The 24,979-nt window shown below is 63.2% G+C and carries 9 protein-coding genes and 1 tRNA gene; 5 read left to right on the top strand and 5 right to left on the bottom strand.

Features of this window, described 5'->3' with window-relative positions:
- Window positions 1-90 precede the first annotated feature (90 nt).
- Complete coding sequence (locus QM609_RS09775; RefSeq protein ID WP_003945473.1) at window positions 91-888, top strand: GAF and ANTAR domain-containing protein; 798 nt, start codon at window positions 91-93, stop codon at window positions 886-888.
- A gap of 70 nt (window positions 889-958) precedes the next feature.
- Here the strand turns inward: QM609_RS09775 and QM609_RS09770 are convergent.
- Window positions 959-1,030: transfer RNA gene (locus QM609_RS09770), tRNA-Thr, on the bottom strand.
- A gap of 122 nt (window positions 1,031-1,152) precedes the next feature.
- Here QM609_RS09770 and QM609_RS09765 point away from each other — a divergent pair.
- Window positions 1,153-2,580, top strand: coding sequence for a threonine/serine exporter family protein (locus QM609_RS09765; protein WP_007734361.1), 1,428 nt, complete (start codon window positions 1,153-1,155; stop codon window positions 2,578-2,580).
- Window positions 2,581-2,663: 83 nt separating this feature from the next.
- Here the strand turns inward: QM609_RS09765 and QM609_RS09760 are convergent, their stop codons facing one another.
- From QM609_RS09760 to QM609_RS09745, 4 genes are all read right to left on the bottom strand, one after another.
- On the bottom strand, window positions 2,664-2,912 hold the full coding sequence (locus QM609_RS09760; protein ID WP_003945538.1) for an MbtH family protein: 249 nt from the start codon (window positions 2,910-2,912) through the stop codon (window positions 2,664-2,666).
- Entirely contained in the window at window positions 2,909-4,255 is a 1,347-nt protein-coding gene (locus QM609_RS09755; RefSeq protein WP_007734359.1) for a lysine N(6)-hydroxylase/L-ornithine N(5)-oxygenase family protein, read from the bottom strand. The genes QM609_RS09760 and QM609_RS09755 overlap by 4 nt, the downstream gene beginning before the upstream one ends.
- Before the next feature lie 150 nt (window positions 4,256-4,405).
- On the bottom strand, window positions 4,406-21,115 hold the full coding sequence (locus QM609_RS09750) for an amino acid adenylation domain-containing protein (RefSeq protein ID WP_502942715.1): 16,710 nt from the start codon (window positions 21,113-21,115) through the stop codon (window positions 4,406-4,408).
- An 85-nt stretch (window positions 21,116-21,200) separates the two neighbouring features.
- Window positions 21,201-21,785, bottom strand: coding sequence for a class I SAM-dependent methyltransferase (locus QM609_RS09745; protein ID WP_054188087.1), 585 nt, complete (start codon window positions 21,783-21,785; stop codon window positions 21,201-21,203).
- Window positions 21,786-21,928: 143 nt separating this feature from the next.
- On the opposite strand from QM609_RS09745, the gene QM609_RS09740 reads away from it, so the two are divergent.
- The 3 genes from QM609_RS09740 to QM609_RS09730 all read left to right on the top strand — a co-directional run bounded on the left by QM609_RS09740 (window position 21,929) and on the right by QM609_RS09730 (window position 24,950).
- Window positions 21,929-24,076 carry an MMPL family transporter gene (locus QM609_RS09740; RefSeq protein WP_076948584.1) on the top strand — a complete coding sequence of 716 codons (2,148 nt, stop codon included), beginning with the start codon at window positions 21,929-21,931 and terminating at the stop codon, window positions 24,074-24,076.
- 103 nt (window positions 24,077-24,179) lie between these two features.
- On the top strand, window positions 24,180-24,590 hold the full coding sequence (locus tag QM609_RS09735) for a DUF302 domain-containing protein (RefSeq protein ID WP_003945447.1): 411 nt from the start codon (window positions 24,180-24,182) through the stop codon (window positions 24,588-24,590).
- Between the two features lie 90 nt (window positions 24,591-24,680).
- Window positions 24,681-24,950, top strand: a complete 270-nt coding sequence (locus QM609_RS09730) for a metal-sensitive transcriptional regulator (protein WP_054188085.1) — start codon at window positions 24,681-24,683, stop codon at window positions 24,948-24,950.
- Window positions 24,951-24,979 lie beyond the last annotated feature (29 nt).

The raw sequence follows: 24,979 nt of genomic DNA, 5'->3' as shown, positions 1-24,979 counted from the left end.
ACCGAAACAGAGTGCACAACAGTTAGTCCGGTGCAACAATGAGACGAATCGGACATGCCTGCGACGTGATGGGGAAGGGTGGTTGAGACAATGACGGCGCCGCGCATCGCCAGAGGACACCGCGGCCCCACCGGGGGCCGAAATTCCGCGTCGCAGGACAGCCTGGACGCCGCCTCGGACGCCCTGCAATCGCTGTACGCGCACCTCGATCCACATGCCCAGGCCGAGCAATTTCTCGAACAAGTCTGCAGGCATGCCGTCGATCTCATCGCCGACGCCGACATGGCCGGAATTACCATCGGCGGTTCGGACACGACATTCCGAACCGTCGCCGCCACCCACCAACTTGTTCGCACCGTCGACTCGATCCAATTCCGACTGGACTATGGACCGAGTGTGACGTCGTCACGCACGGGAACCGTTGTCCGCGCACATGCCAGCGAAGCCCACAGCCGGTGGCCTCAATTCGCAAGCGCGGCAAAGGCAGTCGGCGCCGTCAGCTTCTTGTCCATGCCACTGCCTGGCCGGGAACGCCCGCTCGGAACCCTCAATCTCTACAGCCACGACCTCCGAGGTTTCACCGGCGCCGACGTGGCATTGCTCCAACTGTTCGCCGTGACCTCGGCCTACGCGCTGCACAGCTCGCAGCGCCTCGACATCGCCAGAAAGCACGCGATGGACCTCGAGCGAGCACTCGAATCGCGAGGCGTCATCGAACAGGCCAAGGGCATCATCATGGGCACCCACCACGTCGACGCCGACCGAGCCTTCCGCATTCTCATCCAGGACTCGCAGCGCAGCAACGTCAAACTGCGAGTGATCGCCCAGCAGTACATCGACGGCGCGATCGACCCGCGCCAGGCTACGAACAAGCCCGAGACCAACTGAACCGGGCGCCTATCGGCACCTCAGCAAATACAGAGGCACCCACCACGTTGGTGAGTGCCTCCTCTTTCGGAGCCTCCTGTCGGGATTGAACCGACGACCTTTCGCTTACAAGGCGAGTGCTCTACCACTGAGCTAAGGAGGCGAAGACCGACGCGTTGCCGCGACTGACTTTGCGGAGCCATCATATCCAAGCCGTCACGGTGGCCGCGCGCGGGTCACGTTAGATAGCGTGGGCCCCATGCGCAACTCCCACTCCGCCCCCTGATGGCGAAATTCACCGAAGTACTCACACGCCTGACGGGAAACCGGCAAGCCACCGTCGACACGGTCACGTCGGCTCCCGCACCGCTTCAACCGATCGACCTGACAGACGACGCCGTCGTCGCAGAGGTCCTGGACCTCGCGGTTCGGGTGGGCGAAGTCCTCCTCGCATCCGGAACCGCGGCCATGGACACCGCTGAGCAGGTGCAGTTCATCGCCGCCACGTACGGCCTTGCCCAGTGTGACGTCGACGTCACTTACAACTCGATTGTGCTCTCTGCCTATCGCGGCCCGACGCGACCGCCGGCGAGCACGATGCGCATCGTCCACTACCGCTCGATGGACTTCACGCGGCTGGCGGCCGTCGACCGTCTGACACGTCGTATCCGCCGTGAGGCGATCACACCGGACCAAGCGCACGACGCGCTCACAGCCATCACGACGGCGCCGCACCCGTACAACCGATGGACCGCGACCATGGCCTGGGCTGCGATGGCGGCTTCGGTCTCCGTCCTGCTCGGCGGCGGGTTCCTCGTTGCCACAGTCGCGTTTCTGACGACGATGGTCATCGATCGAGTCAACCGCGTACTGAACCGGTTCGGCCTGCCGTTCTTCTTCCAGCAGGTTGTCGGTGGTCTCATCGCGGCTGCGCCCGCCGCCACGCTCTATACATTTCAGGACCAGCTGGGGATCAGTATCCGGCCGTCGTTGGTCATCGCGGCCGGAGTGGTCGTTCTGCTGTCCGGGCTGTCGTTGGTGGGCTCGGTCCAGGACGCGATCATGGGTGCACCCATTACAGCTGTCGCGCGATTCTTCGAAGTGGTGATGATGACGGGCGGCATCATCGCGGGCGTCGCAATCTCGTTGCGAATGACCGGGATGTTGGGTTCGACGCTTCCACCGATCAATGTGGAAGTCTCCACCATCACGCAGTTGCCGATCCTCATGCTCTCCGGTGCGTGTGCGTCGGTGTTCTACGCGCTCGCCTGCTACGCCGAGAGGCGTGCACTCACCGCGGCGTTCCTGGGCGGTGCGGCAGGCAGTGGTGTGTCGATCTTCGTGCAGACACTCGACGTCGGTCCCGTGATCGCCGCCGCAATCGCCGCAACCGTGGTCGGTCTTGCCGGTGGTCTGATGGCTCGCCGCGCACTGACGCCTCCGCTGGTTGTCGCGGTCGCAGGCATCACTCCGCTGCTCCCCGGTCTGTCGCTGTACCGAGGCCTGTACGCGCTGCTCAACGACCAGGTACTGATCGGATTGACTGCCTTGCTGTCGGCCTTCGGCATCGGCTGCGCCCTGGCCGCGGGCGTCACGCTCGGCGAATGGGGAGCGCGCACGCTGCGTCGTCCACGGATTCTGATGCGCGTGGACTCGCTACGTCGCCCGATGGTCCGCAAGCGCAGGCGTCGAGTTCCCGTCACCGAGAAGTAGGCGTCGTTCAAGCAGAAAGAGCTGGGCACCTGACGGTGCCCAGCTCTTTTCTGTTCACTCGGGGGTTCCGAGCGGTGAGAGAATCAGCTCTCGACTGCGTGCTTTCCACCGGCAGCCTGATCGGCTTCCATGGCCTCACGCAGGCTCTTCGGACGCATGTCGGTCCAGTTGGCCTCGACGTATTCGAGGCACGCCTTGCGGCTGTCTTCACCGAACACCACTCGCCAGCCGGCGGGGACCTCGGAAAACGTGGGCCACAGCGAGTGCTGGTCCTCGTCGTTCACCAGCACGTAGAAGCGGCCGTCTTCGTCATCGAAAGGGTTAGTGCTCATCTCGCCTCACTCGTTACGTACGTGTCTTGTGCGCCCAGACTAGCAAGCGCACCAGTTCGGTTCTGGTGGCTCAGCACCGACGCCAGAATCTCCCCCGCCCGCACTGCCACGTTCGACAGCAGCGACGACGTCAATCCGTGAGTCTGTTCTGTCCCACCCTGCAGATAGATACCGCCTGTCACGTCCTCCGTTACAGCCAGTCGATAATCCCGACTGACGTTACGCGGAACGGACGAATCCGGCACGAGTTCACCCAACAAATCGTCCAGAGGTGCCGGGGTGAAACCCGTGGCCAGAATGAGTGCGTCGCACGCCAGCGTGTCGGTCAAGCCGTCGAGATTGCTACGGACAGCCAGTTCGATGCCGGATTCGGTCTCCACGGCACTCGTGATCTCCGAGGCCCGACGCATGAACAGTCGCCGCGGCCCACGAACCATCTCCTGATATTCGGTGGCATACAGCTTGTTGATCAGTTCGATGTCGACGACCGAGTAATTGGTACTGCGGTGCAGATCGAGCAGTCGGCGTCGTTCCGCGGCGTCTGCACCGTGCAGCTGATCGACGGCTTCGGGATCGAAGATGCGGTTCGCGTACGGGCTGTCGTCTGCCGGGCTGTAGCCGTAGCGGGCAAAAACACTGTGAACTTCGGCGTTCGGGTAGTTCGCGTGCAGGTAGTCCACGATCTCCGCGGCACTCTGGCCGGCGCCGAGAACGACGAACCGGTTGTGTACGGGCTCCGGCATTGCTTCGAGATGGAAGAGGAACTGGTGATTGTGGAAGCACCGCGACGAAGGCGTCGCCCACTCCGGGATCCGCTCTTTCAGTCCGGCTCCGACAACGATGTTGCGCGCGATCACCGTTTCACCGTCGGCGGTGCGAACCGCAAAGCGATCGACAACGCCGTCGGAGTTCTTGATGCCCTCGACCCCGTCGACGGTTGTACCGAACTGCACGTCCGCGTCGACTCGTCGAGCTGCCCAGCACAGGTAGTCGTTGAATTCGTGGCGCGTGGGGAAGAAGGTCTGGTGGTTGACGAAGTCGACCAGTCGACCCTGCTCGAACAGATACGAGAAGAAGCTGTATCCGCTCTGTGGATTCCGGAACGTCACCAGGTCCTTCGGAAACGCGATCTGCATGGTGGCACCGTCGAGCAGCATCCCGGGATGCCACGCGAACTGAGACTGCTTTTCGAAGAACCGCGCGTTCACCCGATCAACGGCCGCACAATTTGCATTGTGTTCTTCGACAGCAATGGCCAACGCGAGGTTGGCCGGACCGAACCCGACGCCGACGATGTCGACAATGGCAGGTTCGGCGCTGGAGTCTCTTGGTGATTCACTCATTACAGGTAGTCCATCCCCGACGGAACGACCTGGTACGGCCGCCAATCGATGTCCCGAAGTAAGTAGCAAAGGCTACCCTTAATGAGGTGAGGGTATCAACACTGTGAGCCCCCGTATAGCGGTCGACCCCACGGAGCGATGCGACGTATGTCATAGTTTTGCCCCCTCGCTCGCGTCATCCCCTTCGGCGGCGACTGCAGCCTCGATCACGTCGACCAATTGACCTGCCCATACGCGGACTGCACCCGCATCGACGCGGTCGGCACGGAACCCGAGAGTTGCAAAGACAGGCCCATCGCCCACCGGCTCGTAAAAACTCAACGTCACATCTGCCTCGGGCACTCCCACCGGAATCGGTACGAGAGAACCGAAGTCGCCGAGCCCGTCCAAATCGGCCTGTTGATGATGGATCACCATCACCTGAGGCCTCATGGACGCCGGATTACCCAGCGCCTGCTCGACATACACATATGAGACGTCCTGATTGCTCAGCGCTTCCAGATTGTTTTCCCGGATGCGAGCCAGCAAGTCTGCAAACGTCGGACTACCGGACGTATCCGTGCGCAGGAGAACAACATTGAAGAACGATCCGATCATCGGTTCGAGACGGGGATCCGACCTGCCCGCAACCAATGAACCGATGGGAAGATCAGTACCCGCGCCGGCCTTCGTGAGAACGCTGGCCAGTGCGGCCTGCAGGACCATGAACATACTCGTGCCGGTGCGCGCAGCCAGGGCGTCGATTCCGGCGTGCAGACCCGCGTCGATGTCGACGGCGATCACGTCACCTCGAGGCTCCGAGTCACCTTCCGGCAACGGAAGATTCACACTGGTCGGTATTCCGTCGAGCGCATCCCGCCAATATGCAAGTTGCTTCGACGCACGGCTGTCGACGTCTCGGGGGTCTCCCAACAGCTCGTCCGACCACACGGTGTAATCGGCGTACGTCAATGCAAGCTCGTCCCAAACCGGTTGATCTCCCTGCGACCGGGCTGCATAAGCAGAGACCAGATCTCCCAACAGCGGCACTACTGACCACTCGTCGACGGCGATGTAGTGCATGACGAGAAGCAGTGTCCTAGAGCCGTCTTCACCGAGCACCAGATGAACCCGCAACGGTGATTGCTCACGCAGATCCATCGGAAGTTGAGCCAGTTCGAACACCACTCGACCCACATCGCCGGCGCCGACATCGACCACATCGACAGTCGGACGCACCGATTCTCTTGCCACGACGATGCCGTCGACCTCGACGAAGGTGGTCCGCAGGGGTTCGTGCCGCGAAGTGACATCGTCCAAGGCGTGCCCGAGAATCTCCGGATCGATCTTCGATTTCAGGGTCAGCGCCAGAGCGTGGCTTGCTTGCGGTTGCGCGCCGGACGCGCGGAACAACTCCCATTGACGACGTTGCGGCGCAGACAGACCCATCGTCTCGGGACGTTTCACCGCCGGCGCCAGGATCGGCCGCCTACCTTCCGAACGCGCGACGACGGCCGCCAACTCCGCAACACTCGGCGCGTCGAATACGTCTCGAATACTGACGTCCACGCCGAACGCTTCCCGAATGCGACCGACCAGTTTCATCGAAGCCATCGAATGGCCGCCGAGTTCGAAGAAACTGTCGTGGACTCCGACGCTCGGTAGCTGCAGGATTTCCGCGAACGCAGCCGCAACCGTGGACTCCACTGCCGTGCGAGGAGCAACATCACCCGCCAGCTCCGACCAGTCCGGAGTGGGCAACGACTTGCGGTCGAGCTTTCCGTTGGGCGTCAACGGCAGCGGACCGTCAAGGGCGACAACCATGGTCGGAACCATGTAGTCGGGCAACGACAGTGCCGCGAGGTTCCGCACTGCCGTCGTGTCGACGACGACACCGGGTTCCGGTGACACGTAACCGACCAGGCGCGTGATTTCGCCCTGCCGATCCGCGACGACCGTTGCCTGCTTCACCGAAGGATGAGCACTGAGAGCTCCGATGATTTCGCCCAACTCGATTCGGAAACCGCGGATCTTGACCTGATCGTCGACGCGGCCGAGGAAGTCGATGTTCCCGTCAGAGCGCCACCGCGCGCGGTCCCCGGTGCGATACATGCGATCGCCCGCGGTGAAGGGATCGGCGATGAATCTCTGTGCCGTCAGATCGAATCGGCCCAGATAGCCTCTCGCCAGGCCGCGTCCCGCGATGTACAGCTCGCCGGATACTCCCGGCGGAACCGGACGCAGTTGATCGTCGAGCACGTACGCCTGTTCGTTGGGGTCAGGGATTCCGATGGGCACGGGACCGTTCCAACCGGGTTCCGCCTGCCACAGTGTGTTGTTCACCGTGGCTTCGGTGAGTCCGTACGCGGCAAGCAAATTCAGCCGCTCCGCCCATCGCCCGATCAGCTCCGGTGGCACCGTCTCGGTTCCGACCAACACGGTGCAGCCCTGCGGCACTTCACATCCTGCCGGCAGAGCGGCCAGCAACGAGGGAGGGATGATCGCGTGGGTGACACGATTGCTCGTCATGAAATCGGTCAGCGCCGGACCGGCAACTCGTGCATTCTGCGGCACGATCACCAGGGTGCTGCTCGTGCACAGTGCCATCGCCAGCTCGAATACCGCGACGTCGAAGCCGACCGAAGCGAACTGCATCACCACCGAACCCGGTACCAGTCGCATCCGAACCTCGGCTGTGGCAACAAGACTCGGAATACCGTCATGGGAGAGGACGGCTCCCTTCGGCTTGCCGGTCGATCCCGAGGTGTAGATGACATAGGCAGCGTGGCTGACGCCAACTGGTGGCCGGGGAGTTTCGACGATCACTGCCTCGTCCAGTTCCGCACGGATCAGCGGATCGTCCAGGAGGATTCGCTCGACGCCGACCACATCCTCGATCCGCGAGCTTTCCTCCGCAGTGGACAGAAGTACCGAGGCGCGGGAATCGGTGAGCATGTATGTGATGCGCTCGCTCGGGTGACTCAAATCCAGGGGTAGATACGCGGCCCCCAGCTTGAGCACGGCGAGGACCGACGCGACCATTTCCACCGAGCGCGGGACGGCAAGCCCCACCACGTCTTCGACCGACACTCCGCGGCGATACAGCACGCCGGCGATCCGATCACACTGCTCGGAGAGTTCGCGGTACGTGGCCTGCCCCGCCTCGTCGCGCACCGCAATCGCCTCGGGCGTAGCAGCGACCCCACGCGCGAAAGCGTCGTAGAACGTCTCTTCCGGCACGTCGACGGCGGTGTCGTTGAACGAGGTGACAACTTGCTCGAGTTCGCCTGGCAAGAAGATGTCGATGTCGCCGATCTCGATGTCGGCCGATTCCACGACTGCCGCGATCACCGATTCCAATCGGTTCGAAATTCGCTGTGCTGTTTCGCGATCGAAGAGGTCGCTGCCGTATTCGAGTCGGACGTCGATGCAGCCTTCGTCGCCTAGGTACTCGGTGAAGTTGAACACCAGATCGAACTTGGCTGTGTACTCCTCGAGTTCGAACGGATCCCCTCCCATCTCCTCGCGGCTGTGATAGCCGACCATGACTTGGAACAGCGGGTTGCGTGCCAAAGTACGCGACGGATTGAGGCGTTCCACCACAGTTTCGAAGGGAACGTCGGCGTTGGCGAAGGCCTCGAGGTCTCTCTCACGAACGCGATCCACCAACTCCCGGAACGTCGGGTTACCTGACGTATCCGTGCGCAGCACAATCGTATTGACGAAGAAGCCGACCAGTTCGTCGAGTCCCTGCTCACTACGTCCGGCGACGGGAGCGCCGAGGGGAAGGTCCTCACCCGCTCCGAGCGCAGTCAGCAACGCCGCCGACGCCGCGTGCAGAACCATGAACATCGAACTCCGGCTCTCGCGCGCCAGATCTCGCAGTGCAGCAGTTGTCTCCACGCCCAACCGTGTCACCACTGCACCACCGGAGAAACTCGGTCTGGCCGGTCGACTCCGGTCGGTGGGAAGCAGCAGTTCTTCGGGGGCTCCGTCCAAACTCTTCGCCCAGAAGTCCAACTGCGTGCTCAGGATGCTCGACGGATCTTCAGGGCTGCCCAACAATTCCCGTTGCCACAGAGTGTAATCCGCGTACTGAACCGGAAGCGGTTCGAAAATTGGATCTTCGCCCTGGATCCGAGAGGAGTATGCCGACATCAGATCGCGCAGGAATGGCCGATCGGACCATTCGTCCGTAGTGATGTGATGCAGGACGATCACGACCACTACGGCACCGTCCACCTCGGCACCGTCCACCCGGATCAGACGTGCGCGGATCGGAATCTCGTCAGACAGGTCGAACGGACGACCCGCTGCCACGGCAATTTCACCGGCGACACCGGATTCGTCTCGATGAACTGTCTCGACCGGAATCGTCGCCGATTCGAGAATTATCTGCTCCGGCGATCCGTCCACCAACCGGAACACCGTACGCAGGGATTCGTGTCGTTCAACGACGTCGCCCAGCGCCGCGGCGAAGACGTCCGCGTCCAATGCACTGTCCAAGCGGAGCACGATCGGGAAGTTGTAGGCCGCGGAGTTCTCTTCCATCTGTCCGATCAGCCACAAACGCTGTTGAGCGGCAGAAAGTGGAAGGTGGTCCGGCCGCGGCTTCGCTACCAGCATCGGTCGAGTCGATCCCTGCTCGGCCACAATGCGTTCCGCGAGTTCCGCGACGGTCGGCGCTTCGAAGAGATCACGCATGGTCAGACTGTTCGGAAGGGCGATCCGAGCTCGACTGATCAGTTTGGTGGCCAGAAGCGAGTGCCCACCGAGGTCGAAGAAGTTGTCGTCGACCCCGATATCGTCCACATCGAGTACGTCGGAGAAGAGGTCGCAGAGGACCTCTTCCGTGTGGTTACGCGGTGCGATCGACTCCCCACTCCGCTCCCCCAGCACCGAATCGGCGGTGGGCAGTGCCTTGACGTCGAGCTTGCCGTTGACGGTCATCGGTAGTGTCTCCACCTCGATCACCACGGCCGGAACCATGTAGTCGGGTAGGAGAACTCGCGCCTGCGCGCGGTAGTCGTGCCCGGCGCCGAGTCGCACGGGTGTCACGTAGCCGACGAGCCTCTTGACTCCACCTGCCCCGACGTCGACCACCACTGCCGCTTGCCGCACATGTTCATCGGATTCGAGAACGGAGACGATTTCGCTCGGCTCGATGCGGTGACCTCTGATCTTCACCTGATCGTCGGTGCGGCCGAGGAAGTCCAGGTTGCCGTCACCGCGTCGCCGCACGAGATCCCCGGTGCGGTACATACGTCCTCCGGTCCCAGCCGGATCTGCGACGAAGCGCTCGGACGTGAGCGCGAAGCGTCCGAGGTAGCCGCGAGCCAAACCGGCTCCGGCAATGTACAGTTCGCCGGCAACTCCATCGGGGACCGGACGCAGCCAGCCGTCGAGAATATGCGCGGCGGTGTTCCAGATCGGTTTGCCGACGGTCGGGGTGTCGCTGTCGAACGTTCCGCCACCGAGCGTGTTGATCGTGTATTCCGTCGGACCGTAGAGGTTGTAGCCCCCGGTTCCCTCGGTGTCGCGCAGCCTGTTCCACACCGAATCCGGAACGGCTTCACCGCCGAGCAGGACCAACGGCGGGCGGTGGTGTCCCACACCGTCGTCGAGAAGCCCGCTGTCGATCAGGTGCGTCGCGTAGGTCGGTGTCACGTTGACGACGTCGATGTCCAGTGCGTCGCAGTATGCAACGAGTGCCTCGGCATCACGACGCAGATCCTCGTCGCAAATGTGCACCTCGTGGCCTTCCACGAGCCACAGAAGTTCCTCCCACGACATGTCGAAGGCGAAGGACACGGTGTGCGCGATCCGCAGGCGCCGGCCCGCCGCGGCGATCACGGGTTCGAAAATCGCCTCGCGGTGGTTGAACTGCATGTTCGTCAAGCCGCGGTAACCGGTGACCACGCCCTTGGGCTTGCCGGTCGAACCGGAGGTGTAGATGACGTACGCGGGGTGGTCGAGTCGATGCGGTGCCCCCGGAGCGAATGCTCCGAGTTCCGACGCGGAGAGTGCCCGCGCCGAGATCGTCAGTCTCCTTGCTGCTGTATCTGGTTCGTCGATCACGATAGTGCGGACGTCGGCTCCTTCGAACCTCGGTGAGGCCGAAACGGTTGTCAGCAACACGACAGGATCCGCGTCGTCGATCATCACGGCCAACCGTTCGGCCGGATGGTCGAGTTCGAGGGGTAGGTAGGCAGCACCCGTGCGCAATACCGCGAAGAGCGCGACGACCATGTCCACCGAACGTGGTAGGCCAAGAGCGACAATCTTTTCCGGGCCGGCGCCGCAATTGATCAGCAACCGCGCCATCCGGTTGATCTCGCCGTCGAGATCGGCGTAGGTCATCCGGCGCTTCCCGAACACGAGTGCCGTGTCGTTCGGTTGCGCCGACGCGACTTCTTCGAACAGGTCGGCAATGGTGCGCTCCGGCAACTCCCGGATCTGCGTCTGCTGCGCTACTGCGGGAACCGGAGACGCAACAACCGATCCCGCCATGTCCTGCGACCAACTCTGCAGCAGGTCGACGAAGTGACGCAGTAGGTCCTCGGCCCGGCGCGCGGTCACCAGATGCGGATGGAACTCGAACTTGACGTTGACGGTGGCACCCGGTGTGACCACGACGGTCAGCGGATAGTGCGTGTGATCGATACTGTCGCTTCCACTCACGTCGTGAGCGGCGTTGAGCGCGTGGACTTGCCTCTCGTCCACGAAGTTCTGCAGGACCATCAGCACGTCGAAGAGTTGACGATGCTCGGAAACACGCTGGATCGATGCCAGACCGAGGTAGTCGAAAGGCATCAGCGAAAGTCGATCCGCCTGTGTCCGACGAAGAAGTTCCTCGACGCTCTCGTTCGGATCCAGTTGCAGCCGAACGGGAACGGTGTTGAGGAACATTCCCACCACGGTGTCGATTCCCGGTACCTCCGGTGGCCGTCCGGCAACCGTGGAGCCGAAGACGACGTCCTGTCGACCGGTGGCCGACGCCAGCACGAGGGCCAGCGCTGCATTCAGTACCGTGTTGAACGTGACGCCGGACGCGGCAGCGCGCTCACGCAACGCACGCGAAAGCGTTTCCGACAGAACCGCATCGCGGCGATCCGGAAGCTGAACTTCGACGCCGGGCATCGGCTCGGCAACAAGCGTCGGCTCCTCGAGTCCTGCGAGCGCTCCGCGCCACCCCTCGTCGGCGGCTGCACCGTCGCGATCGGCCAACCAGGCGAGGTATGTCTCGAACGACCCCTCGGGTTCGCCGAATGCGCTGTCGTCGCCGCCGGTATCGTAAAGCGCCAGAAGCTGACTGACGACAAGGCCGTTGGACCAGCCGTCCCACAGCAGGAACTGCCTGTTGATCACCAGACGATCCTGGCCGCCGGGCAGATGCAGCACACTCATACGCCACAGCGGCGGCGCGGTCAGGTCGAATGGCGTCACTCGGTCTTGGGCGGCGACGGCCTCGGCACGCTCACGAGCAACCGAGACGTCGAGTTCACGGAGATCGTGGACGACGACCGGAACATCGAGTCCAGCGCTGAAGAACTGCACCGGCTCGTTCAGCCCTTCGCTCACGAAACCCGCTCGCAACGTGGGATTTCGTCGTTGAAGTGTCCGGGCGGCCGCAGCCAACCTGTCGACATCGAGGGTGTGCCCGAAGTCCATCGAGAACTGTGCCGTGTAGATGTCCCCACCACTGCTGCTGTCGCTGCTGCCCGCGTAGCCGGCTTGGAAGTACAGGCCTTCCTGCAACGGTGAGAGTGGGAGGATGCTGCTGACACCTGCCGGACTCGCATCGGCTATCGCGTCGATCTCGGTCTGACTCAGGTCGAGCAACGTCACATCGGACGGGGTCAGAATGGGAGGCCCGGCGTGACGCGCGGCCGCAGCCGCCAGATCGCCGAGGGCCGAAACCCAGCCGTCGGAGAGTGACTGCGCGTCCTCCTCGGACAAATCTTCACTTGCCCAGGCAAACTCGGCGCGGAGCCCCGAATCCACGCTGACGACATTCACGATCAGTCGGTACGGGCCTCCCATGTCTGCGTCGGGATCGGTGGACAAGGCTTCGGATTCCGCTGCCAAGGACCATGCTGTCGATCCAGCTGTCGTCGTACGTCCGAGATAGTTGAACAGGATCTGAGATTCGGAGCGCCCCGCCAATGTCGATGCCGTGCGGGCATTCACGTATCGCAGCATCCCGTAGCCGATACCGCCGTCCGGAGCCGCCCGCAGGCTCTCCTTCACCTCGCGTAGCGTGTCCACCGGGTCGATTCCGCCGTGCAGCCGCATCGGGGCAATCGTGGTGAACCAGCCGACTGTTCGCGACAGATCGATGCCCGCCACCAACTCCTCGCGGCCGTGCCGTTCCAGATCGACCAGCAGTTCGTGCTCACTGCGGCCGGTGGAGCGGCGCCAGCGATCGACCGACATCGTCAGCGCTGCCAACAGAACATCCGTCCCCTCGGCACCCACCATTGCCGCAACCGATCCAAGTGCTGCCTCGGAGATTGCTCCGTCCACGGTGACCGTCCGCCTCGAGCCCCCGGATACGACGGCATAGCCCGCGGCATCGGGGATCAACTGCGCGCCCGGAGCGGTCACGGTCAGCCAGTGATCGAGTTCGGCAAATCGATGGGCACTGTGGGCGTGTTCGGCCACAGTGCGGGAGAAGGTGCGCAGCGAAGTTCCGACGGCATCCAGTGCGGCGGACTCTCCGGCTTCGACCGCCACCCAGGCCATCGCGAGATCCTCGAGCAGGGTTCCCCAGGAAACCCCGTCCACGACCAGGTGATGGGCGACGATCGCGAGCCGGCCCAGATTCTCCGCGCCACAATCGAACCAGACCACCGAGACCATACGCCCTGCAGACGGATCCAATCGACTGGTCGCTGCTTCGGAGTGCTCCGCAATGAGCGTTCGCAACTCGCCGTCGTCCAGTCCTTGCGCGTCGACTCGGGCGACCACGTCCGCTGCACGGACACTGCCGGGTTCCTCGACCCGCGCCGACCACATGCCGCGGTCGTGTCGGATCAAGGTTTGGCGAAGCCCGTCGTGGTGATCGAGCACTGCCTGCAACGCACTGGTGATCGAACCGAGAGATGTTGCCGGAGAGTGGATCAGAACTGCCTGGTTGAAGCGGTCGGTACCACCCGTCCATTCGGACAAGCGGTGAACCACCGGCAGCGGAACCAGCTCACCCACGCCGATGTCGGCCGTGACGGTGGCATCCGAGGTGGCGACATCACCCACCGCTGCAGCGATCGCAGCGGGAGTGCGCAATTCGAAGATCTGACGCGGGGTCAGCACTACCGAATCACGACGAGCCAGGTTGACCAGTCGGATCGCCAGGATACTGTCGCCGCCGAGAGTGAAGAAATCGTCGCGCACCCCGACACGGGGCAGTCCGAGAACCGTCGCGAAATGCCCGGCGAGGAGGTCTGCAACGCCCGAGGAAACCACTCCCGTCAAGTCGCCCACCTGTGCCGCAAAATCCGGTGCAGGTAGTGCTTTTCGGTCGAGCTTGCCACTCGGGCTCAGCGGCAGCGACTCGAGCCGCACGAAGGCACTTGGCACCATGAACTCCGGTAGCACTGACAACAACTGAGCTCGAACCGCAACATCATCAGCATCTCCGACCAGGTAGGCGACCACCTGTGCGCGGTTGCTCGGACCGTCGGTTCGGACGATCACGGCACTTGCCGTGACTCCGGGGCACAGCGCCAATTGCGCTTCGATTTCGCCGAGTTCGATTCGGAATCCACGAACCTTCACCTGCTCGTCGGCACGGCCGAGGTACTCGAAAACGCCGTCGGCATTCCACCGCACGATGTCACCGGTCCGGTACATCCGCGAGCCGCCGTCGCTGTACGGATTCGCCACGAATCGTTCGGAGGTCAATCCCCCACGTCCGTGGTAACCACGCGCCAGTTGTGGCCCTGCCAGATAGAGCTCACCGGTGGCACCGGCCGGGACGTTCTGCAGGTAGGGATCGAGAACCAACAGGCCGGTGTTGGCGGCAGGTGCGCCGATCGGGACGCTGACGGCGTCTGCCGGAGTTTCCTGCACCGACGGTTGCCAACTGACGTCGACGGCGGCCTCGGTGGGGCCGTAGAGGTTGTCCACCAGAGTATTCGGCAGGATCTCGGCGACCTTGCGTGCAACGTGAACGGGCAGTGCCTCACCGCTGCAGTTGACGATCTGGAGCGAAGAGCACAGTGCTGCTTTCGGCTCCGCGAGAAACACGTCGAGCATCGACGGAACAAAATGCACTCGGGTCACGGAATGTTCGACGATGACGTCGGCCAGATAGCCAGGGTCCTTGTGCCCGTCCGGCTCGGCCATCACGAGAGTTGCCCCCACCAGGAACGGCCAGAAGAATTCGGGAACGGAGACGTCGAAGCTCGACGGGGTCTTCTGCAGCATCCGGTCGGAGACGTCCATCGGACGTATCTGCTGTGCCCAGAGCAATCGGTTGACCACACCCTCGTGGTTGACCACAACGCCTTTGGGGCGACCGGTCGAACCCGAAGTGTAGATCATGTACGCGGCATCCGCGGGCGATCCTGGGACACTCAGCGGATCGGCGGGGAACTGCGCCGACTCCGATACCGTCACCCGCGGAACCGAACCCGAATCGAGTGAAGAATCTTCCGACACCACGACGCACACAGGATCGGCGTCACCCAGCATGTACGTCAGCCGCTCCGCCGGGTAGCCGGTGTCGAGGGGAACGTATGCTCCCCCGGCCTTCCCGATGCCGAGTATCGCGACCATCAGATCAAGAGAGCGAGGCAAGGCCACCGCTACCAACGATTCGCGTCCGACGCCACGTTCGCGCAGCAGATGCGCAAAACGATCAGCGCGAGAGTGAAGTTCGGCGTAGGTCAACGACTCTTCACGGAAGATCACTGCGGTGGCTTCGGGCGTACGCCCGGCTTGATCCTTCAGCAGCTCGGTCAGCGTTGCGCGCGGCCGATCCAAGGCCGTGCCGACGCTCCCCGGCTGTGCGGGTGCCAGCGCGATCCGGCCGATGACCTGATCGAGATCGCGCGAGAGCTCGGTGAGTACGACTGCGAGAGTTTCGGCCAGCGACGCAGCGGCGTCGCCGTCCACCTGAGCAGCGTCGTACTTGAGCTCCAACGCCAATCGATCGCCGGGGACGACGATCAGGGTCAACGGGTAGGCCGGTCGCTCGTCGAATCGAATTCCCGTCAGTCGCACCGAGTTCGTCGGATCAGCGATTGCCGTGTCACCGAGTGGATAGTTCTCGAACACTACGAGTGATTCGAAGTCCTGCTCCAGTCCGCCGGTCCGTCGCAGTTCGGGTAACCCCAGGTACTGATGGTCGAGTAGTTCCGATTGTTCCCTCTGCCAACGGGAAAGCGCTTGCGCGGCTGTCTCTGCCGGATCGAACCGCAACCGAGCCGGCACGGTGTTGATGAACAAGCCCACCATGGACTCGATCCCGGGCAGGTCTCCACCGCGTCCCGATACGGTCGATCCGAACAGCACGTCTGTTCGGCCGGTCATTCGGCCGAGCACCAGCCCCCAGGCGCCGTGCACGAGCGTGCTCAGCGTCAGGCCATGGGAGCGTCCGTTGATCGCCAGTGCGCGAGTATCACTGTCGGACAGCTCGACTCGGGTGGCACAGACGCCGCTGCTGCCCGCGCTCGGCGCGGGAAGTTCGACCGCGGGCCCGGGAGAGTTCAGCGCTTCTCTCCACACCGCTGCCGAGGCCTCGTGATCGTGGCGGGCCAACCATTCGAGATAGCTGCGGTACGGCGCCGGAGTCGGGAGCACCACGCCGGAGTCGCCAACGCTGTACGACGCCATCAGCTCCCGCAGCATCACCGGAACCGACCATCCGTCTGCGACCGCATGGTGAATCGACTGCAGCAGAAGGTACTTCTCCGAAGAGGCACGGACAAGCGTGTAACGGACGAGCGGCGGTTGCGCCAGGTCGAACCCGCGCGCGCGGTCGGCGGAAAGCAGTTCATCGACATCGGCGCCGGCCACCTCGACTACCGCCATCTCCACGACAGCGCTCGGGTGCACCACCTGCACGACCCGGCCGTCACCCAGGACCGAGAATCCGGTGCGCAGCGCCTCATGCCGATCGACGACGGATTGCAGCGCGCGGTGCAGCGCCGCACTGTCCACGGCTCCGGTCAGTTCCACAACCTGTTGCACGACATACTGATCGGCCCCCGGATCGGCAAACGCCGAATGGAAGTAGATCCCTTCCTGCAGCGGAGTGAGTGGGAGAATCTCTTCAGCCTTCGGTAACCCGTCCACGTCTGCCTGAGCGAGCGCCACCAGAGGGTAGTCCGAGGGTGTGGCTCCGCCGAAGGCTGCGAGCCCGGACACGGCCTCGAGCGAGTCCAGCCACAACCGCGCAAACTTGTCGATATCGCTACGCAGGAAGATGTTCGACGCCCAGGTCAGGGTGGCTCGCAGGCGTGGTCCACCGGCGGCGTCCTCGGCTACGACGTCGACAGACAACGCGTGACCCATCGGCATGGACGGATCGGCAGCACCGTCCATCGACACCGGGAACCAGTCCCCCTCCGCTGCGGCAGTGCGTCCCAGATAGTTGAGCACCACCTCCGGCGCTGCGAAACTACGCAACTGATCCGAGCCGCCGAGGTATCGCAATGCTCCGTACCCGAAGCCGGCGTTCGGGACCCGTCGAAGTTGCTCCTTGACGCTCTTGAGAACCCCCGCCAACTCGCCGCTCGCGTCGAGATCCGGAGCGGCTGTACCGATCTCGAGCGCCACCGGAAACACTGTGGTGAACCATCCGACGGTACGAGTCAGGTCGACGTGCGCATCGCCGTCACCGCGAACGATGTCCTCGTCGCGTCCGTGCCCCTCCAGGTCGATCGTCACCGATCCGGCACCGCTCCAACGGGTCAGCGCCACGGCAAGTGCGGTGACCAGCACTTCGCTCACATCGGCTCCGAACGCCCGTGGGACACTGCCCAACAGCTGATCTGCAAGTTCTGGAGGTAGGGTGATCGACCGCGCCGCAGCGGTGCGCGCGAGGTCAACTGCCGGGTCGAGTGCCCGACGGCCGAGAGATGCCCGTTGTGCGGACGTCACCGAGTCCCAGAACTCGATTTCCGAGTCCAGTCGCCCGGCTCCGACCGCCTCCGAGACGAGTTCGGCGTACCTTCGCACCGACGTGCCGACCGGAGCGAGTGCGGGTTCGTCGCCATTCATCGCTGCGATGCCGGCGCGCGCGAGGTCCTCGAGGATGATGCGCCACGAGACGCCGTCGACCACCGCGTGGTGGATGACAAGCAACAGCCGTCCGGGACCGGTCACAGGGCGGAACAGAACAGCGCTGACCATCGTGCCGTCGGCTGGATTCAGACGGCCGACAGCTCGCTCGGTCTCGGCGACGATCAGCGGTCCGCATTCTTCGAGCGGTGCCGGTAGTGCACGGGTCTCGAAGACCACAGCCGCTTCGTTTGTCTCCGGAACAAGCAGCGTTCCTTCGGAAGTCAACGTCGCACGAAGTGCATCGTGGCGCGCCACCAGGGCGTCGAGCGCCGACTCGGCGTGCTCGGAGGTCAAAGCTGACGGGGTCTGAATCAGCGCTCGCTGGTGGAAGGTTCGTACTGCGTCCGACACTCCGAGAACCTTGGCGGCAATCGGCGTCGTGGCTACGTGGCCGATCGGTTGGTCCGCGTGGTCGACGATCTCAGCCACTCGGGAGGACTGGGCACGCGCCATAGCCTCGGCGGTGCGCAGTTGGAACACCTCGCGAGGACTGATCGACAAACCGGCAGCACGAGCCGCGGTCACGAGTGAGATCGCGACGATGCTGTCGCCGCCCAGTGCAAAGAAGTCGTCGGTAACGCCGACCGAATCGAGGCCGACTGCCGACGCGATCAACGTGCAGAACTGTTGTTCGACTTCGTTTCTCGCAGCGACATGTGCACTCAGTTCGGCGAGATCGGGCTCGGGTAGCGCGCGACGGTCGAGTTTGCCGTTTGCCGTGAGCGGAAACTTGTCGAGGACGGTGACGGTGGTCGGGACCATGTAGTCGGGCAGCTTGCTCGCAGCCCACTCGCGAAGCTCACGTGAGTCGATCGCGAGGTTCGTCCCCGACGCTGCGCTCACGTAGGCGGCGAGATACTTTGCACCGGTTGGTGCTTGGCGCACCAGAACTGCCACGTGACGCACTGCGGGGTGCGAAATCACGGCGGCTTCGACATCCTCGAGTTCCAGGCGCATGCCACGAATCTTCACCTGATTGTCCGTGCGTCCGAGGAAGTCGAGGGTGCCGTCCGGGGCCCATCGGGCCAAGTCACCGGTGCGGTACATCCGGGATCCGGCCAGATCACCTGAGACGAAGGGATCCGCGACAAAACGAGATGCGGTCAGTGCCGACGCGCCGACGTATCCGCGTCCCAGCAGGAAGCCCGCGGCGTAGAGTTCGCCGCCGGTGCCGATCGGAACCGGCTGCAGGTCGCCGTCCAACACGTACAGGCGAGTGTTGGGGTTCGGCCGCCCGATGGAGGTCGCGATTCGTTCCGCGTCCTCTCGGTAGATCACATGGGAGACACCGATGGTCGCTTCTGCCGGCCCGTAGCCGTGATACAGCGTCGTGGACAGTTGGGCACGGAACCGGTCGAAGAGTTCAGGCGTGAGAACCTCACCGCCGCACCACACGTGCTTCAACGAATCTAGCTGATCGGTCTCGTTCGCCAGGTCCAGCAGTATGTCGAGCATGGACGAGACCAGGTAGACGAAGGTGACCGATTCTCCGGCGATCAGGTCGAGCAGGTATTGCGGGTCGCGTTCCCCCTCGGGCTTCGCGATCACCAATCGACCGCCGGAGACGAGCGGGAGCAGGATCTCGTTGATCGAGATGTCGAACGAGAGTGGGGCTTTGAACAAGGAGGCATCGCCGGACCCGAACCCGAGAATCCGCTCCCGTTGCCACAGCAACCTTGCGCAGATTGCCTCGTGGCGGATCATGGCGCCCTTCGGACGTCCGGTCGAACCGGACGTGAAGATGACGTATGCGAGTTGGGCACCGTGAATACGAATGTCGGAGGTCATTGTCTCGGACAGGTCCGAGGGCCCGTCCTCGTACGCCCACGCGGAGAGATCGACCGGAACGAAGTCGTCTACACCGTCCGAGGTGAGCACCAGTGTGGCGCCCGCGTCGGCAAGTACCGATTCGCGGCGTTCGGCAGGCCATGACGGATCCAGCGGAACGAAGGCACCACCGGCACACATGACGGCCAACAACCCCACCACCATCTCGGCGGATCTCGGAAGCCCGATCGCCACAACGGTTTCGGTCGCGACACCGCGAGAGATCAAGTGCGCGGCGAGCTGTGATACCCGACTTTCGAGTTCGCCGTAGGTCAGCCGGACGTCGCCGTCGACCACGGCGACAGCGCCCCGATCGGCAGAGAAGCTGCTGCGCAACAAATCCGGCACCGTCGTGATTGGCTGCGGCTCTGCGGTGTCGTTCCACCCGTGGAGCACGAGTTCTCTCTCCGCGAGCGACATGGGGTCGAGTGCCGAGATCGGAAGCTGCGGCTCGGCTACGAATCGATCGAGGAACTGTTCGATTCTCGCGGTGTGATCGGCCAACTCCCTGTCGAATCCGGCCGGGGCGCGGACGTCGATCTCGATCGGCTCCCCGTCCTGACCACCGCGCACACTCAGATCCAGGTCACTGACTCGACCGGTTACCGAATTACGCACGCGCACCGGGCATCCGCCGAAGGTGAGTGTGTGTTCGAACATCATCGAGTTGATGCCGGGGCCGAAGACCTGACGGTCGGGATCGATCGCCCGAATGTCGCGAGCAAGATCCTCACCTCGGTACCGCCCGTGCTTGAGAATCGAGACCAGGGCGGTGTCGAGACGAGTTGCCAACTGGCCGATGCTTTCCGAGCGTTCTACCCGAATACTCAGCGGCAAAATCGTCGACGCCATCGAAGGAGTGCGACGCATGTCGCGCCCCACCCGAGCGGCCATCGGTACCGAGACGACAACGTCGTGCTGTCCCGTGGTCCGCGCAATGTACGCGATCAGCGCGGCCATGGGGAGACGAGTTCGTCGAATCCCGGCGTCGGCCGCATAGCGATAGAGCTGTGCCGCGCGATCAGCGTCGAGCGTGAGCATCGCTGAGATCGGCGGCAGCGAATCATCCACCTGCCCATGCAGAATCCGCGTCGCTTCCGGTCCGGATTCAACGCGCTCGGCCCAGTACTGACGGTCGGTCTGGAATCGCGGAGAGTTCCGGTAATCCAGATCGGCTGCAACCACGGCGTCGAGTGACCACTGCGGCGCGGCAGTCCCGAGATTCGGATCGTCGTATCGCTCGGCGACGTCGGCGACGATGAGCGAGATGCCGTACCCGTCGACCACGCTGTGGTGATAGCGCTGATACCAGATGACTCGGTCGTCAGCGGTCAGCAGAAGCACCTGCCGGAACAGCAGATCGTCCGGACCGAAGACCCGAGCCATGTCGGTGTCCATCCACGACTGCGCAGTCGAATCGGGATCCGCCTCGGCCCGAAGGTCGAGAATTTCCACGTCCCAGCGCGCATCCGGAATCGGCACCTGGATCAGCTGGTTGTCGGCATCGACCTCGAAGTGCACGAACAGCGCTTCGACGCGTCCGACGCTGGCCTCGATCGCCGCTGCCGCGCGCTCGATGTCGATCGTGCCGTCGACCTCGACGACAAGTCCGATGTTGTAGACCGGACTGCTCGGATCGACGTTCTGAGCAACCCACACCTCACGCTGAGCGGCCGTCGCCGGGAGCGCTGCGTCCAGATCGGCACCGCCCGATACCGCCGGGTGAGCTACCTGAGAGTGGTCAGACATCAAGAATCCGATCATCGTCGTTCATGCTCATCGAACGACGAACACCCTCGCAAGTTTAGGGTAGGCTACCCAGGAACGTGAAGGTGCGCTCCCGCCCTTGTCAGACCTGTTCCCACGGACCGAATTCGAGCAAAACGTCAATTGCTGTCTTACCGTCTTGCGGCCGAACGACATGTTCGAGGGCATAGACCCTCGATCCCTCCGCAGCGCGAGCGAGATCGGAAATACCGGGCAGAATGGTCGGTTCGGGTGGACCGCCCACACCACGATGGAAGTTCTCGATGGAATGCCCCAAATAGAGGACCCGTCCGCCGGGCGTCAGCCACTCCCCGACGCGATTCAAGGTTGCGGCCAGATGGTCGACCTCGAGGTGAAGAAAGCTGACCAACACTAGGTCGACCAGCCCTTCCGGCTGCCACTCGGTCGCGTCGCCGACCTGCCAGTCGACAGCCTTGTCCCCGTCACTCGCCCGTGCCAGATCGATCGCCACCGACGAGTAGTCGACCGCAGTCACCGACCAACCTTGCCCAGCCATCCACCGCGCGTGACGGCCGTCGCCGCAGGCCAGATCGATCGCGGTGCCCGGTCTCAGATCGGAAATTCTTGTTGCGACGGTTCCCGCCGGGTCGACTCCCCATGGCTCCGTCACCGCTCGGTATCGCTCGTCCCAGTCGCGTGCGTCCATGATTGCTCTCCCATATCCGTTTCACCGTTTCAGATCGGACGGTGCCCCCAGCAGCATAGAGAACCCTCGAATGTGACAGATCGATACCCCTGGGGGTATACAGGTGACGGACAGGAATACCCCCACCCGTATCAGGAGTGAAGATGTCAGCGACCAGAACAGTCACCGCGGACCCACCCACCCGAGCCGACGGCATACTTGCGCGTCTCGGTCGATCGATGGCGACTCACACCCACCTCGTCGTCGGCGTCTGGTTGATCGCGTTGATCGCACTCGGCGCCGCAGCACCCAGCGTCTTCACCTCCCTGGCCGGCGCGGGTTGGCAGGCAAACGGATCCGAATCCGTGCAAGTTCGCGAGTTGGCCGAGCAGCATTTCGGTGGAAATTCCTCCGCCGCAGTACAAGTGGTCGTTCACTCGGATTCTCTACCCATCACGGATCCGTCGATGCAGCAAACCCTGGCCGCGGCAACGGAAATCTTTTCCGCGGACCCTCGCTTCGGCGAAGTGATCGCCCCGCAGCCCGGTATGACCATCAGCCCGGACGGACATACCGGCATCATGGTCGCGGGCGCCAACGCGAGTACCGACGAGATGGTCAGCGCGGTAGACGAACTCGGCAAGAAGCTCACGGGCTTGTCCACCGACACGATCGAGGTGTACCCGACGGGTGCGTCGGCGTTGTGGAGCGATTTCAACAAGGCCAATCACGAAGCCATGATCAAAGCCGAAATGATGTCGTGGCCCGTCACTCTCGCGATCATGGTGTTGGCCTTCGGCTCCCTGGTTGCCGCGGGTCTACCACTACTGCTGACGCTTGCGGGCCTGGTCGCTTCGGCGGGCGGGCTTGTAATCCTCAACGAGATCACGCCGATTTCCGTGTGGGCCATGAACTTCGCGATGATGTTCGCTCTCGCGCTGGGCATCGACTACGCACTCTTCCTCGTCGCCAGGTTCCGGGATGCATTGCGAGCCGATCCGGATCCAAGGGCCGCCGTGGCTCAAACCATGGACACCGCCGGCAAGGCTGTGGTCCTTTCCGGCCTCACAGTTCTGGTCAGTTTGTCTGCGGTTCTCATCGTTCCAGCCCCGGCCGTACGCACGATGGCTGTCGGAATCATGCTCGCTGTGATCTTCGTTCTCGCCGCAACACTCACCCTGTTGCCTGCCGTGCTCGGCAGGATCGGCGCGAAGGTCAACGGCGGTTCTCTACCGTATGCAAAGCGCCAGCAGCACCGCTCCCCGATGTTCGCAGGTTGGGCATCATTGCTGCACAAGCACCCGTGGCCATTCGGCTTCGGCGCCTTACTCATCCTGATCGCACTCGTTGTTCCGGTCTTCGGACTGAAGGTGGCAATGCCCTCCATCGCCGTGGTTCCCGAGGACGACCCGGTTCGCCAGGGCTATGAACTGGTGCAGCAGCAATTCGGGGACGGCGCCCCGGGGATGTTGCAGATCGTCACGTCCGCCGACGATGCAGCCGACACCTCACGAATTGCCATGAGCGTTGACGGCGTGGCCATGGTCACCCCAGCGCAACAAGCTGCCGACGGGTCCGATCTTGTTATGCTGCAAGCAGTTCCCACCGTCGACCCGTCAGATCCTGCGATGGAAACCATCCTTGCCGACCTTCGGTCGCAACTGCCGGAATCGGCGCTCGTCGGCGGCGCTCCGGCCGAAAATCTCGACCTTCAGCAGGCACTCGACGACTACCTTCCCATCGTCGTGGTCGTGATTCTGACGCTCGGATTCCTGTTGCTGCTGATCGCCCTCCAGGCGCCTTTGATCGCCTTGATCGGCACGCTGGTCAGCCTGCTGTCCACTGGGGCCGCATTCGGAATCGCGAAGCTGATCTTCCAGGACGGTCACGGAGCAGGCCTGCTCGGCTTCGATCCCCAGGGGTTTCTCAACGGGTGGGGTCCGGTCTTCTTCTTCGCCATGATCTTTGCGATCGCGATGGACTACACCGTGTTCCTGCTTTCGAGTGCCAAGGAGCACTACGAACGCACAGGTGACCCCGAGATCGCACACATCGACGGCCTCGCGCATTCGGGTCGGGTCATTGCGGCGGCAGCAGCGGTGATGGTTGCGGTCTTCTTCACTTTTGCGCTCGCAGATCCGCTGCCGCCCAAGGAGATGGGCATCATCCTCGGCGTAGCTGTGCTCCTGGACGCAGTGCTCGTCCGCTTGGTGCTGCTGCCCGTTCTCCTACGCCTCACCGGCCGGGCAGCCTGGTGGGCGCCGGCATGGCTGCGTCGCGTCCTGCCGAACATCAGCTTCTCGCATGGCTGATCGTGTACCCGACATCACTGTCCTACTGATACCCCCAGGGGTATGATGGGGACAAGAGAAATCAAAGCCGGCGACAGTGACAGCCCACGACGAGGAGTGCGCAATGACAACACCCACAGAACCGATAGCGATCGCAACCAAGGTCACCGGAACCTTCGACGACGTCGTCACCCGCACGCGTGGCGCTCTCGCCGAGCAGGGCTTCGGCATCCTGACCGAGATCGACATGCAGGCAACACTCAAGGCGAAGCTGGACGAGGACATGGAAAAGTACCTGATCCTGGGTGCCTGTAACCCGCCGTTGGCCCATCGGGCAGTTTCGGTGGATCGTCAGATCGGCCTCCTGCTGCCGTGCAACGTCGTCGTCCGCGAAGATACGACTACCGAGAATTCGTTCTTCGTCGAAGCGATGAATCCTGCTCTCATGGTTCAGGTTTCCGGCGAACCCGGCCTGGAGTCCGTGGCGGCCGACGCAGCCGTCAAGTTGCGCGCGGCCGTCGACTCGTTGATCTGACACCGCAGCCGGATCAAACACTGAATCAAGCAGTGACATGCCCCCAGGGGTACCCTTGACCGCAGCACGAACACTCGAGAAGGGGCCACCATGACCGGCGACGAAGAGAGCATTGCGCTCGTATTGAACAGACTGCGTCGTGCCCACGGCCAACTTGCCGGGGTCATCTCGATGATCGAGAACGGCCGCGACTGCAAGGACGTCGTCACGCAACTCGCCGCCGTGTCCAAGGCGCTGGACCGAGCAGGGTTCAAGATCGTCGCTTCCGGGCTGCGTGAATGCCTGAGCGGTGGCAGCGCGGAAGGTCAGGAACCGATGACCGAGGCCGAACTCGAGAAGCTGTTCCTGGCACTGGCCTGAAACATGAGAAGGGCCTGACCTGCAGTTAG

This window comes from Rhodococcus sp. IEGM 1302 (assembly GCF_030056935.1).
GTDB classification, from domain to species: Bacteria; Actinomycetota; Actinomycetes; order Mycobacteriales; family Mycobacteriaceae; genus Rhodococcus_F; species Rhodococcus_F qingshengii.
The sequence above is the reverse complement of the archived record's forward strand: the minus strand, read 5'-3'. Positions and strand labels throughout refer to the sequence as shown.

Excerpts from the sequence above, each read along its gene's own strand:
- QM609_RS09750 (WP_502942715.1), bottom strand. The coding sequence starts at position 21,115 with ATGATCGGATTCTTGATGTCTGACCACTCTCAGGTAGCTCACCCGGCG.
- QM609_RS09745 (WP_054188087.1), bottom strand. The coding sequence starts at position 21,785 with ATGGACGCACGCGACTGGGACGAGCGATACCGAGCGGTGACGGAGCCA.
- QM609_RS09740 (WP_076948584.1), top strand. The coding sequence starts at position 21,929 with ATGTCAGCGACCAGAACAGTCACCGCGGACCCACCCACCCGAGCCGAC.
- QM609_RS09755 (WP_007734359.1), bottom strand. The coding sequence starts at position 4,255 with ATGAGTGAATCACCAAGAGACTCCAGCGCCGAACCTGCCATTGTCGAC.
- QM609_RS09730 (WP_054188085.1), top strand. The coding sequence starts at position 24,681 with ATGACCGGCGACGAAGAGAGCATTGCGCTCGTATTGAACAGACTGCGT.
- QM609_RS09735 (WP_003945447.1), top strand. The coding sequence starts at position 24,180 with ATGACAACACCCACAGAACCGATAGCGATCGCAACCAAGGTCACCGGA.
- QM609_RS09765 (WP_007734361.1), top strand. The coding sequence starts at position 1,153 with ATGGCGAAATTCACCGAAGTACTCACACGCCTGACGGGAAACCGGCAA.
- QM609_RS09775 (WP_003945473.1), top strand. The coding sequence starts at position 91 with ATGACGGCGCCGCGCATCGCCAGAGGACACCGCGGCCCCACCGGGGGC.
- QM609_RS09760 (WP_003945538.1), bottom strand. The coding sequence starts at position 2,912 with ATGAGCACTAACCCTTTCGATGACGAAGACGGCCGCTTCTACGTGCTG.